The organism is Pseudoduganella sp. SL102 (assembly GCF_027856995.1).
In the GTDB taxonomy this organism is placed as follows: domain Bacteria; phylum Pseudomonadota; class Gammaproteobacteria; order Burkholderiales; family Burkholderiaceae_D; genus Rugamonas; species Rugamonas albidiflava.
The window spans coordinates 5,163,450-5,176,048 of sequence record NZ_CP115554.1; the positions used below are offsets into that span (position 1 = coordinate 5,163,450).

Sequence of the window (12,599 nt, forward strand, 5' to 3'; positions counted from 1 at the left end):
CAATGACTTTCGCGTCACCCACTTCCACGTTGCAAGCCACGCTGCCCGCAGCCCGGCCGGAGCGGCTTGCCGGCATGCTGGCGGCGCAAGCGCTGCGGCAACCCCACGCTCCGGCGCTGCACGAAGCCGGCCGCGACATCGGCTACGGCGAGCTGTGGCAGGCGGTGCGGGACACGGCCGCGCAGCTGGCCGCGCTCGGCGTGCGCCCCGGCGACCGCGTGGCGGTGGTCGGCGAGAACTCGCTGGCGCAGGTCTGCCTGGTGTTCGCCGCGGGGCTGTGCGATGCGTGGGTCGTCTGCCTCAACGCGCGGCTGGCGGCACGCGAGGTCGGCCAGGTCCTCGACCATTGCGGCGCGCGCCGGGCCTTCTACACGGATGGCGTGTCGCCCGGCGCGGCGGCGCATGGCGCGCGGCATGGCGCGGCGCGGGTGGCGGCACCGGCGCCCGTCGGCCACTGGCTGGCCGGGCCGCTGAACCACGCGGCGCGCCCGGAACCCGTGCATGCCGATGGCGGCCGGCAGTGCGCCGCGCTCCTCTACACCAGCGGCACCACGGGCCGGCCGAAGGGCGTGATGCTGTCGCACCGCAGCCTGCTGTACGTGGCGGAGATGTCGGCCACGCTGCGCCGGCTGGTGCCGGACGACCGCGCCTGCGGCGTGCTGCCGCTGTCGCACGTCTACGGCCTGGCTTCGGTACTGCTGGGCACGTTGCACGCGGGCGCCTGCCTGCACCTGCTGCCCCGCTTCACGCCGGACAGCCTGCTCGGCGCGCTGCGCAACGACGGCATCACCATCTTGCAGGGTGTGCCCGCGCTGTATGCCCGCCTGCTCGACGCGGCCGGCACGCCGGTGGCGCCGGCACTGCGCTTCCTCTACGCCGGCGGCTCGCCGCTCACCCCGGCGCTGAAGGCGCGCGTGGAAGCGGCGTTCGGGCTGCCGCTGCACAACGGCTACGGCATGACGGAAACCGCGCCGACGATCAGCCAGACCAGCCCGGACGCGCCGCGCGCCGATACCTCGGTGGGGCAGCCGATCCCCGGCGTGGAGACGCGCATTGGCGATGACGGGAAAGACGAAGGCGAACTGTGGGTGCGCGGACCGAACGTCATGCTGGGCTACTACCGCGACGCCGCGCAGACGGCTGCCGTGCTGCGGCCCGATGGCTGGCTGAACACGGGCGACGTGGTCCGCCGCGGCGCCGATGGCGCGCTGTTCATCGTCGGCCGCACGAAAGAGGTCATCGTGCGCTCGGGCTTCAACGTCTATCCGCTGGAAGTGGAAACGCTGCTGAACGAACACCCGTGCGTGGCGCAGGCTGCGGTGGTGGGCCGCCCTGCCGCCGATGGCGACGAACAGGTGATCGCGTTCGTGGAAGCACGCGGCGCGGCCGATGGCGCGTTGGCCGGCACGCTGCACGGCTGGCTGGCCGGGCTACTGGCGCCCTACAAGCTGCCGGCGCACATCGTGGTGCTGGCCGCCTTGCCCGCGGGAACCAACGGCAAGGTGCTGAAGGCGGCGTTGCGCGACATGGCATGCGCGCCGGGCTTTCCTGGTGATACCCTGACGTAATCGTGGCGGACCGGCGCCTGGCTACCCGTGCACGAGCCTGGTGATTTCGATCAGGCGCTGCTGGTACTCGCGGCACAGTTCGGCGATCAGTGCGTGCAGCGCCTCGTCGGCGGGCTGGTAGATCAGCTGCCCGTCCGGCGTGCAGGCACAGAAGCCGCGCGCCGCCAGTTCCCTCACGATGGCGTCGGCCCGGGCGACCGAGGGCAGGTACAGCCGTTGCGCGATGGCTTCGGCGGTCCAGATCTGGCCGGGCGCGCCGTGCAGCAGCAACAGCGCTTCCAGGAACGGGACGGATGGCAGCGTCAACACGAAGCTGCGCAGTGCGGGACTGATCTCCTTCATCGGCTCTTTACTTTGTAACGGACTACGTTGTAACGGCGGCGCGCCGGGCACGCCCTGCCTGCTTGCGGACATCGGCCGGCCAGCACGATGCCGCCGGAGATCCGGGCGGCGGCGTGCGGTCGACACCGTGCGGTCGACGCTGTCTGGCCGACGCTTCTGGTCGACGCTTCTGGTCGAGTAAACCATTCGGGCCTCCCGCGCGTTGCTTGCCAACGCCCTGTACAGCCGCTGACGCGCTGTCATGCGCAGCCGCCTACCAGTTGTCACATGTTTGGAATACGGCCCGCGGGGCGGAAGTCCGATGGACGAACCCGAAATTATATTCCTAAAAATATATTTATGCCATGCAGCAAGGGAGAAGCGCAAGCCATGAGGAGTACCGAGAAAGCCGACCGCCAGCCAGCCGGGCCGTCGCCGCACCTGGAGGCGCTGCAGAAGCTGCGCATCGTGATCCGCGCGGCGCAGCGCCACTCGCTGTGGGTCGAAAAGCAGTGCGGCGTGAATGGCGCGCAGCTGTGGATCATGCAGGAGCTGGCCGAGACGCCGGGCCTGCGCGTGGGCCAGGTCACGGCGCGGCTGGCGATCGCGCAAACCACCACCAGCAACCTGCTCGAAGGGCTGGTACGGAAGGGCTACGTCGTCAAGACGCGCGACTCCGATGATGCGCGTGTGGTAAAACTGGCACTGTCCGAACCGGGGCTGGCCTTGCTGGACGCCGCCCCGAAGCCGGCGCGCGGCCTGTTGCCGGAAGCGCTGGCCAAGCTGGACATGGCCGGACTGGCCAACCTGAACGCGGGCCTGCAGGGCCTGCTCGAATCGATCGAAGACCTCGACGAAGAGTTCGGCCTGCAGCCGCTGCCCTTCACGATGTAAAGGAACCGTATGGAAGACGAGCGCCGGCAGGATCGGCGCGGGGCAGACCGGGAGTTCAGCCGCCGCAAGGAAGATTCGCCACGTTACCTGGACCCCGGCGATTCGGTGTTCACCCTGTGGGGCCGTGTGATCCGAGCCCGCTACCAGCGGCTGGCCGCGGCGCTGACGCGGCGCGTGATGCAGCGGCCGCTGCGCATCGGCATCTCGGCGCGCATCTTCCACCCCGAGGCGGGCGCCACGGGGCTGCGCAGCAAGAACCTGCAATACCTGGAAGAGTCGATCGCGCACTGGGTGATGTCGCGCGACGTGCTGGTGTTCATGATCCCCACCGTGAACACCAGCGGCCTGCTGCACCCCTCCAATATCCGGCTGCGCGACTATGCGCGGCACCTCGACGGCCTGGTGCTGCAGGGCGGCGCCGACGTGTCGCCGCACACCTATTCGGAAGCGCCGACGCGCCCGGAATGGAGCGGCGACCGCGCGCGCGACATGTACGAGCTCGAACTGCTGCATGAATTCGTCGAGGCCGGCAAGCCCGTGCTGGGCATCTGCCGCGGCTGCCAGCTGATCAACGTGGCCTTCGGCGGCACGCTGTACCAGGACATCGCCACCGACGTGCCGACCGCCATGCCCCACGTGCACGACGACTACGACCGGCACCGGCACGAGATCAGCTTCCCGCCCGGCTCCTCGCTGGCCAAGCTGTTCCGGGAAACCGCGGGCGGCGTGGTGAACTCGATCCACCACCAGGCCGTCAAGACGCTGGGGCGCGACATGGACGTGGAAGCGGTGTCGGTGCCGGACGGGATGATCGAGGCGATCCGCTACCGCAAGGCGCCCTTCGTGATGGGCCTGCAGTGGCACCCCGAGTTCCACCGCGCCGGCGGGCAGGAGCTGCTGGATTGCACCGGCATTCTCGATACTTTCCTGCGCGTGGCGCGGGAGACGCGGTTCTGATGCGGCGGGCCTGGCTCAGCGTTTCACCCTACGGCAAATGCCGGGGTCAGACCCGGCGGGTCTGACCCCAGCCCTTCGCTGTTGGGGTGAATGCATGCGCTTTCAACGTATCGCTAACGCTTACCCTGACGGCATTTGCACGTACCCCATTTTGAGGCAACTTCAGCGCCGGCCGCGGAAGCGCTGCACGGCCGCGTCCACGATGCCTTCCACGCTGCCGCTGGCGGCGAACTGGTCGCGCAGGTACTGCGCATCGCTGCCCATGTGCGTCACCTGCATCAGGTGGTTCAGCGCGGCGCCGCCGCCCAGCTTCTCGGCATACGGGTCCATGCGCCGCAAGGTGGTAAGGATATCCTCGCGCAGCGACAGGCTCTCGTAGGTCTTCGGGTGCACGATGGTGCCGTCGAGCCCGAAGCGGCAGGCCTGGAAGCGGTTGTAGTTGTAGACCAGGTAATCGTCTTCGGCCGGCGCTTCTTCCTTGCGATCCAGCAGGTAGGCGCACAGCGCCTGCAGGTACGAGGCCAGCGCCGCGGCCCGCTCCACCGTCAGCGGCGTGTCGCACACGCGCAGTTCGATGGTGCCGTATTCGGGCTTGGGCCGCAGGTCCCAGTAGAAGTCCTTCATGCTCTTGATGACGCCGGTGTGCTCCATCTTGGCGAAGTAGCCGTTGGCGAAATCGTCCCACGACAGCGTGAACGGCGCGCGGCCGCTCATCGGGAAGGCGAACACGGAGTTCAGCCGCGCCGAGTTGAACAGCGTATCGCCGCCCTGCACGAACGGCGACGAGGCCGACAGCGCGATGAAGTGCGGCAGGTAGCGCGACAGCGAATGCAGCAGGAACAGCGCATTGTCGCCGTTGCCGGTGCCGATGTGCACGTGCTGGCCGAACACGGTGAACTGCTTGGCCAGGTAGCCGTACAGCGACGACACTTCCTTGAAGCGGGGCTTTTCGAAGATGCGGCGGTCCACCCACTTCTGGAACGGGTGCGTGCCGCCGCCGCAGATGCCGATGTTCAGGCGTTCGGCCGCATCCACCAGCGTATCGCGCACCTCGTGCAATTGAGCCAGCAGCTCGCTGTGGCGGGTGTGCACGTCGCTGTTAATCTCGATCATGCTTTCCGTGATCTCCGGCGTCACATGGCCGGGGAACGGCTTTTGCGCCAGCAGGTGCAGCAGGTCGGGGCTCGACGCGGTGAGATCGTAATCCGAGAAACTGACCAGCTGCAGCTCCAGTTCCACGCCCATCGTCAGCGGCGTCGATTCCTTGAACGGTTCCAGTGCCATCGCTTATACCTCCTTCGACGTTTCGCGGGCCCAGATCAGGGCGCGCTGGGTGATGATGGGACCGAGCACTTCCATGAACACGGTCATCGCCGCCACGGCCGCCAGCTCGTCGACCAGCACGACCCCCGAATTTTTCGTTTGCTCGAGCAGCAGCACCACGAACACGGACATCGGCGCCAGCGCCATGCCGGTGGCCAGGCCCTTGCGCCACGGGATGCCGGACAGCTGCGAGAACGCGGCCACGCCGGCCGTCTTCACGGCGAAGCGGGCCAGCAGCAGCACGAAGGCGAGCATGCCGCCATTGACCACGTTATCCCACGACAGCGTGGACACGGCGAACACGAACAGCAGGATCGCCAGCAGTTCGCCGATGGCGCCGAAATTGCGCTGCGTGCGCGTGAACGCCACGCGGCGGTGGCGCGCCGTCAGGCCGAAGGCCAGCGTGGCCAGCACGGGCGACAGGTCGGTGGCATGCGTGATCGCGACGAGGATCACGACCACCAGCGCGAACGCCAGCGTGCCTTCGCGCGCCAGGTTGCCCAGGTGGCGCAGCACGGCCGGCACCAGCATGCCGCACACCGCGCCCAGCAGCGCCGAGGAGACCAGTTCGATCGCGCTCAGCGAAATCGCCTGGGTCAGGCTGCCGGAGGTCTCGAACACCCAGAAGCCGACGATGACCTTGAACGTGAGCACGGCCAGCACGCAGTTCAGCGCCACCAGGTGCAGCACGCGCTCGGTGACCTGCCCGGAGCTGCGCGCCTCGTTGACGACGCGCAGCACGCCGGCCGGCGATGTCGACATCGCCAGCGAAGCGAGCAGCAGCGCCGTCATCGACGGCACGCCCCACGCGCTGGCGATCAGGTAGACCACGGCGAAGGTGGCGAAGGTCTCGGCCAGGCCGCTGATCGCCACCCAGGGGTTGACGCGCAGCCAGTTCAGGTTGACCCGGTAACCCAGCTCGAACAGGATGAGGCCGAACGCGACGTTGGCCATGACGATGACGGGATTGCCCGATTCCGTGGCGAACTGCTCCGGGAATGCCTGGGCACACAGGAAGCCGACCAGGCCATACACACTGATGCGGGGAAGGCGGGTCCAGCGGTGAATGAATTCGCCGGCAAGCCAGGCGAGCAGTACAGCGAGCGGCCACGCGAGATCGGCCGAGATTACCAGGAAATCTGGCATAGGGTTCCTCCTGTTGTTGAATACTTGGGCCGGGCAGGATCGGCAGAAACTACATTTGCGCAAATGTAGTTCATGATGACCGGTGATGCAAGGAAAACTCATCCGTTAGATGACTATATAGCAAGATCGGCCGCGGCGTCGCACCCCTCGAAGCGCGCTGCGCGGTGTGCAGTACAATGCGGACACTTATCGATATGCCAAGGGGATCACCATGCTCGAACTGGTCAGCGAACACGCCTGCCACGGCGGCGTGCAGCGTTTCTACAAGCACGATGCGCAGGCGACCGGGCTGCCGATGCGCTTTTCCGTCTTCCTCCCGCCGCACGCCGGCGACGCGAAACTGCCGGCGCTGTTCTACCTGGCGGGGCTGACGTGCACCGAGGAGACCTTCGCCATCAAGGCCGGCGCCCAGCGCGTGGCGGCGGAACTGGGCCTGGTGCTGGTGGCGCCGGACACCAGCCCGCGCGGCGCCAACGTGCCCGGCGAAGCGGATGCATGGGATTTCGGCGCGGGCGCCGGCTTCTATCTCGACGCCACGCAGCAGCCCTGGGCCACGCACTACCGGATGGAGAGCTACATCCACGAGCTGCGCGAACTGGTGGTACGCGAGTTGCCGGTCGATGGCGGCCGGATCGGCATCTTCGGCCATTCGATGGGCGGCCACGGCGCGCTGACGCTGGCGCTGCGCCGGCCGGACCTGTTCAAGTCGGTGTCGGCATTCGCGCCGATCGCCGCGCCGAGCCAGTGCCCGTGGGGCCGCAAGGCGTTCACGGGCTACCTGGGCACCGACGAATTCACGTGGGCCGAACACGATGCCACGGTGCTGATGGCGCACCGCTGCACACCGTTTCCGAACGGGATCCTCATCGACCAGGGGCTGGGCGACAAGTTCCTGCACGAGCAGCTGAAACCCGAACTGTTTGAAACGGCCTGCGCGGCGGCGAGCCAGCCGCTGACGCTGCGCCGGCATGCCGGCTACGACCACGGGTACTACTTCATCGCCACGTTCATCGAAGACCACCTGCGCTGGCACGCGCCGCAGCTGTAGCGCCGGCATTGACGCCCGCTGCCGTGCGCCGCGGGCGGGCCAGGGCGAGGGCGGCTCAGAGCTTGATTTCCGTACCCAGCTTGCGCAGGAATTGCGCGATCCATTGCGGATGCGCGGGCCAGGCCGGCGCGGTGATGAACTGCCCGTCGGTGACGGCGGCGTCGACGGCGATGTCGGCGAATTCCGCGCCGGCCAGCTTCACTTCCGGCGCGCAGGCGGGATAGCAGCTGATCTTGTGGCCGCGGATGACATCCGCCGCCGCCAGCAATTGCGCGCCATGGCACACCGCGGCGATGGGCTTGCCGCTCTCCGCGAACTGCCTGACGATCTCGATCACACGGGGATTCAGGCGCAGGTATTCCGGCGCACGGCCACCGGCGATCGCCAGCGCATCGTAGTTCGCCACGTCCACCTCGTCGAACGCCGCGTTCAGCGCGAACTGGTGGCCCGGCTTTTCCGTGTAGGTCTGGTCGCCCTCGAAATCATGGATCGCCGTCTTGATCTTGTCGCCGGCCTTCTTGCCGGGGCACACCGCGTGCACGGTATGCCCCACCGCCTGCAGCGCCTGGAACGGCACCATGGTTTCGTAGTCTTCGGCGAAATCGCCGGTCAGGAACAGAATGGATTTTGCTGCCATGCTTGCCTCCTACTGGACACCAGTTAATGGAAAGGCAATCATAGCACCGAAAAAACAGTGGCCAGGGAACGGTGACGGTCACCAATTCATTCGACCAGTTCAAGCCGATTCGCCAGCGGCTGCGCACGCGGCCAGCGTGTCGCGGTGGCGCTGCGCCCGCGTCGTTCGCCGGATCCTCAAGCGAACAGGCGCGGACGGCGCGAGACGAAAAACCTTATTTCATCCAGACGGCGTAATTATTCCCCGACGCCTGCAAGGTCCAACCGCTGCCCGGGCTCCAGCTGTTCGGCCCGATCTTCATGGCCAGCTGGCGTGAACTCCCGGTAACGATCGCCGCATACAGCCCCTGTGTGGCCTGCTGGATCGCCACGGCGGAGGTGGAGTGCACACCGGCCGCCTTGCGCGCGTTGATCAGCGCGGCGATCGGCGTCCGCAAATTCCAGTCGTAGACGTGCGGGTAATACACGGTCGGAATGCCCGGATGGGAAAGGATGTAGGCATAGCCTTCCATCACGCTGCCGCAGGGGACCGGCCAATGGTTCTGGCCCGTGCCGCAGCTTTCGGACGGACCGGTGTCGTGGTTGTCGACGAAGGTGACCGACATGGCCGGCCACCAGCCCAGCGCGCCCTGCGGCTTGCCGCTGCTGTCCTTCAGGCGCCAGTAATTGCCGTTGGCCAGGGCGTCGTTCAGGATCGCCTTGGTGGTGAAGTCGAATGCGCCGCACGACTGGCCCGTGCCGTCGATCCAGTTCATGATGGCTTGGCGGTGCGCGTTCATGTCGTTCGGATTGAAATCGCCCCACAGCTCGCCCACGCAGAAGTCCGGCGCGAACGCGTTCGAATACTTGCCGGCGTACGCGGCGCTGAAACCCTTGACGTAGTCGAAGCGCAGGCCGGTGAAGCCGGCCGGCTTGATCGTGCCGTTCAGCCAGGTGATGATGCCGTTCTGGACTTCTCCCGCGTTCGCGTGGTCGAGATCGCGCCCGGCCGAAAATCCGTCGCCGGTATCGCCGCCACCCTGGCCGCAATTGCATTCGTCGCCATTGACCACGGCGGCCTTGCTCCATGTCGGATTGGTGAAGTCGGCCCAGCTCGTGGTGCCCACCCGGTGGTTGACGACGATGTCGGCGATCGACTTGACGCCGCGGGCCTTGAAGGCCGCCACGACATTCGTCAATTCGGCCTGGCTGCCGTAGGCGGACGTGAGCGAGTTCAGCTGGCGCGGCAAATAACCCTCGCGGGCGGCCGAATCGGAAGACGGCGGGAACCATACATGGGTAATGCCCAGCGCGGCCACGTCGTCGACACGGTCGAACAGCGTGTTGTACCAGTCCGGCCGGGTATGGCCGGACGAATTCCAGTGGAAGCCCTGCAGCATGATGGCCTTGCTGCCACCGGCCTGCTGGGCTGGCGTGGCAGCCTGGGCGTGCGGCAGGGCCGCAAACATGCCGGCCGCGAGCGCGGCCGTGACGATGCGTTTCTTCATTGGTATCTCCTCCAAGGTTTGATCAGACCTGCCCGCACCCGTCGTGCCGGGGCACGATGCAGATAAGTAGTCTGACTACATACCCCGTGTAGTCCGTGTTGTGGATCTTGTATCTGGGGTAAACGGATTCTTGTGTAAACCAGGAGTAGAGTCAATCGAATTCGTCTATCGTGATGTAGTTTGAATACATCAATGGTGACGAAATTGCTGCAAATCTGCCAGCAGCTGGTAGCTCGGCAGGCAGCAGGAGCCCTGGGGCGTCGAGCGTACGCCGCCGGCGCCGCGCGGGGTGTTCCGGGATCTGGCCCGGACGCTGGCGCGCCTGGCGGCACAGCGCCCTGTTGGCCGTCGTCCTGGCTGGCATGCTTGCAGCGGTCCAGGCTGTCGTTCCCGGCACAATATGCGTGGCTGCATTCCAGCAGCGCGAGCGCTCGGGATCGCAGCAGGCAATAAAAAACCGGGCCTCGGCCCGGTTTCGTGCGCCGCGCCGGATCGGCGCGCGGCATGCCGTCTTACGCGTCCTTCTTGTGCAGTACGCTCTTGATGGTGGTCGCCAGGTCCTCGGCCACGAACTTGGCCACGTAGGCATCGGCGCCCACGCCCTTGACGTGGTCTTCGTTGGTCTTGCCGGACAGCGAAGAGTGGATCACCACCGGGATCTTCGAGAAGCGCGGGTCCTGCTTGATCTTGCGGGTCAGCGTGAAGCCATCCATCTCCGGCATTTCCAGGTCGGTCAGCACCAGGGCCACGCGATCGGCGACGTCGATGCCTTCGGCCTTGCAGCCCACGGCGATGCTGTTCAGCTTGTCCCAGGCTTCCTTGCCGGACTTCGTCATCACGAACGGCGCGTGCATGGCCTGCAAGCCCTGCTCGATCAGGTTGCGGGCCACGACGGAATCGTCGGCGGCCAGGATGAAGGCGCCCTGCTTCAGCGCGATGGTGGGAATCGATTCCGGGTCCACTTCCTTGCCTTCGGCGGGCACCATGCGGCGCAGGATGGTTTCCACGTCCAGCACCTGGGCCAGGCGCGTGCCGCTGGTGTCGCCATCGAGGCGGGCGATCGACGTCACCATGCCGGTCGCGTTGCTGCCTTCCGCGGTCAGCACCTGGCTCCAGTCCAGGCGCACGATTTCATCCACCGATTCGACGGCGAAGGCCTGCGTGGTGCGGGCGAACTCCGTCACCAGCATGATGTTCAGGCCCGTCTTCGGCTTGACACCGACGATCGCCGGCAAGTCCATCACGGGAATGATCTGGCCGCGCAGGTTCACCACGCCGAGCATGTGCGGCTGCGCGCCGGCCACCGCCGTCACGGGCGGCATCGCGACGATTTCGCGGATCTTGAACACGTTGATGCCATACAGCTCGGAACGGTCGCCATTTTCATCGCCACCGAGGCGGAACAGCAGCAGTTCGAATTTGTTCGTGTTGGTGAGGTTGGTGCGTTCGTCGATTTCCTGCTGTACGCTTTTCATCTGTAAATCCCCGGTGTCAAGGCTGGCCGCAAAGCGGCGTCGATGGGAGGCAGTATAGGCGAGAAAATTGGGCGCACCAGCGTTCCTGTACATTAAGACAATGCGGAATAGTGCCGAGAAACAACAGTATTGCAACCGGCCGCGCGATGGGGCATTCCGCACGCTGAACCACGGCGGGGATTGGGAAACAGCGGGGAAAGGAAAATAGAAAAAACAACGAAAACGGCAGCCCGAAGGCTGCCGTTTGAATCCTGGAGCGGGAGAAGAGTCTCGAACTCTCGACCTCAACCTTGGCAAGGTTGCGCTCTACCAACTGAGCTACTCCCGCAGAAGAGGCATGATTATGCCAGAACGTTTTGATCATTACCAGAGTCAATTGCACCGTCGCAGCCGTGTCCCGCAGCCATCGCCGGCTCGCCACCCCCGGGCCGATCGCCCGCAACCAGGCCAGCCACCGTCGGCATTCTTTGCACTTTCGCCAGAGAAGCGGCCGCGACATCGCCAACCCATTGAAGTTGCAACACAAATTTCTCTGGCACCAATAATGCTCCGTGGATAGCCAACCCGGTCTGTACCGGGTCACGCAACCAACCCTAGGGGCAAAAAAATGACTCGACCCAACACGATCCGACGCAACATGACCCTTCTCGTGGCAGCCGCGGCCGCCACGTTCGGCATGACACCGGCCAGCGCCGGCACATTCGCCTCGGCCATCCTGGACATCAACAACTTCAGGATCCTGAAGAGCGGCGGCGCCCAGTACCAGAACGCGGATTTCATCAAACTGGTCGGCGTCAACGATGCGCACGCCACGGCTTCGCTGAACGATACCTTGGTCAGCAAGTCGGCCATCGGCCCCCGGCCCGACGTGGCGCACCAGTGCGTGGGCACGCCCTGCCCGGCCTTCGGCGAGAACAATTTCACGCCATTCCATGCGGTCAAGCCGATGCTGGGCAACTTCGGCTACGCGGACCAGAATTTCATCGGCTCTGCCATCCTGGTGAATGGCGCGGCCACCGGCGCCCGCTCGCAGACGCGGGCCGACGTGGCCACCTCCCAGAACATGCAGTTCGCCAACAGCAACTCGTCGGTCGGCAGTTCGAACACGATGCTGTTCCGGCTCAACAGCAACGATACGATGACCTTCTCGTTCGACGCCACCGCGTTCGCGATGGCGTATGCGTCGCCCGAAGGACGGCCCGTCACCACCGCCAACGCCCGCATTTCCTGGAGCGTGAACATCGTCGACCTGAAGACCAATGCGCTGGTGTTCCACTACGCGCCCCAGGAGATCAACGGCATGGCGACGGTCAGCCGCACCCATGGCAACAACGGCACGTCGCTGTACACCCTCCCCGAAGGCACGAAGCACCTGCAGGAGACCTCGCAGAAACTGCTGGCGGACCGCGACTACCAGATCACGGTGCAGCACAACACGCTGGTCAGCGCGCTGCAGCAGGAAGTGCCGGAACCGGCCTCGCTGGCCCTGCTCGGCAGCGGCATGATCGCGATGGCGATCGGCCGCCGCCTGCCCCGCCGTCCCCGGCCACGCACCTGAGCCACAAGCCACGCGCCTGAGCACCCCTCCCTCCTGTTGCCCGCGGACCCTGCCGCGGGTTTTTTTTGGGGCCGCGATCCGGCGCCCCCACCGCGGGATCCTCCTTTGCCCCGCCCGCCGCGCCTCATCCTCCTATAATTGCACTGGTTCACTAATTAACAACCTTGCAGTCAAGGGCAACGGGGA

11 protein-coding genes and 1 tRNA gene are annotated in these 12,599 nt (G+C 66.0%); 5 read left to right on the forward strand and 7 right to left on the reverse strand.

Annotated features, from left to right (window positions below; genetic code table 11):
- Positions 1 to 2: 2 nt before the first annotated feature.
- Positions 3 to 1,568, forward strand: coding sequence for a class I adenylate-forming enzyme family protein (locus tag OU994_RS21825; RefSeq protein ID WP_281607635.1), 1,566 nt, complete (start codon positions 3 to 5; stop codon positions 1,566 to 1,568).
- Positions 1,569 to 1,589: 21 nt separating this feature from the next.
- Here OU994_RS21825 and OU994_RS21830 read toward each other — a convergent pair whose 3' ends face one another.
- Positions 1,590 to 1,910, reverse strand: a complete 321-nt coding sequence (locus OU994_RS21830; RefSeq protein WP_281607636.1) for a hypothetical protein — start codon at positions 1,908 to 1,910, stop codon at positions 1,590 to 1,592.
- 369 nt (positions 1,911 to 2,279) lie between these two features.
- Between OU994_RS21830 and OU994_RS21835 the strand changes: the two genes are divergently transcribed.
- Together OU994_RS21835 and OU994_RS21840 are read left to right on the forward strand one after the other, a co-directional pair.
- A complete protein-coding gene (locus tag OU994_RS21835) occupies positions 2,280 to 2,783 on the forward strand; it encodes a MarR family winged helix-turn-helix transcriptional regulator (protein WP_281607637.1) in 504 nt (167 codons plus the stop codon).
- 9 nt (positions 2,784 to 2,792) lie between these two features.
- Positions 2,793 to 3,740, forward strand: a complete 948-nt coding sequence (locus OU994_RS21840) for a gamma-glutamyl-gamma-aminobutyrate hydrolase family protein (RefSeq protein ID WP_281607638.1) — start codon at positions 2,793 to 2,795, stop codon at positions 3,738 to 3,740.
- 162 nt (positions 3,741 to 3,902) lie between these two features.
- On the opposite strand, the gene OU994_RS21845 is transcribed toward OU994_RS21840, so the two are convergent.
- Together OU994_RS21845 and OU994_RS21850 are read right to left on the reverse strand one after the other, a co-directional pair.
- Complete coding sequence (locus OU994_RS21845) at positions 3,903 to 5,024, reverse strand: YbdK family carboxylate-amine ligase (RefSeq protein WP_131145103.1); 1,122 nt, start codon at positions 5,022 to 5,024, stop codon at positions 3,903 to 3,905.
- Between the two features lie 3 nt (positions 5,025 to 5,027).
- Positions 5,028 to 6,209, reverse strand: coding sequence for a cation:proton antiporter (locus OU994_RS21850; RefSeq protein WP_281607639.1), 1,182 nt, complete (start codon positions 6,207 to 6,209; stop codon positions 5,028 to 5,030).
- Positions 6,210 to 6,420: 211 nt separating this feature from the next.
- Here OU994_RS21850 and fghA point away from each other — a divergent pair, with 211 nt between their 5' ends.
- Positions 6,421 to 7,257 carry an S-formylglutathione hydrolase gene (gene fghA, locus OU994_RS21855; protein WP_281607640.1) on the forward strand — a complete coding sequence of 279 codons (837 nt, stop codon included), beginning with the start codon at positions 6,421 to 6,423 and terminating at the stop codon, positions 7,255 to 7,257.
- Between the two features lie 55 nt (positions 7,258 to 7,312).
- Here fghA and OU994_RS21860 read toward each other — a convergent pair whose 3' ends face one another.
- The 4 genes from OU994_RS21860 to OU994_RS21875 form a co-directional block, all read right to left on the reverse strand.
- Complete coding sequence (locus tag OU994_RS21860; RefSeq protein ID WP_131145100.1) at positions 7,313 to 7,894, reverse strand: DJ-1/PfpI family protein; 582 nt, start codon at positions 7,892 to 7,894, stop codon at positions 7,313 to 7,315.
- Between the two features lie 214 nt (positions 7,895 to 8,108).
- On the reverse strand, positions 8,109 to 9,380 hold the full coding sequence (locus tag OU994_RS21865; RefSeq protein WP_281607641.1) for a glucan 1,4-alpha-maltotetraohydrolase domain-containing protein: 1,272 nt from the start codon (positions 9,378 to 9,380) through the stop codon (positions 8,109 to 8,111).
- A 512-nt stretch (positions 9,381 to 9,892) separates the two neighbouring features.
- Entirely contained in the window at positions 9,893 to 10,855 is a 963-nt protein-coding gene (locus tag OU994_RS21870; RefSeq protein ID WP_131145097.1) for a chemotaxis protein, read from the reverse strand.
- Between the two features lie 252 nt (positions 10,856 to 11,107).
- Positions 11,108 to 11,183: transfer RNA gene (locus tag OU994_RS21875), tRNA-Gly, on the reverse strand.
- 309 nt (positions 11,184 to 11,492) lie between these two features.
- Between OU994_RS21875 and OU994_RS21880 the strand changes: the two genes are divergently transcribed.
- Positions 11,493 to 12,413 (forward strand): PEP-CTERM sorting domain-containing protein, encoded by a 921-nt coding sequence (locus OU994_RS21880; RefSeq protein WP_281607642.1) that lies wholly within the window; start codon positions 11,493 to 11,495, stop codon positions 12,411 to 12,413.
- Positions 12,414 to 12,599 lie beyond the last annotated feature (186 nt).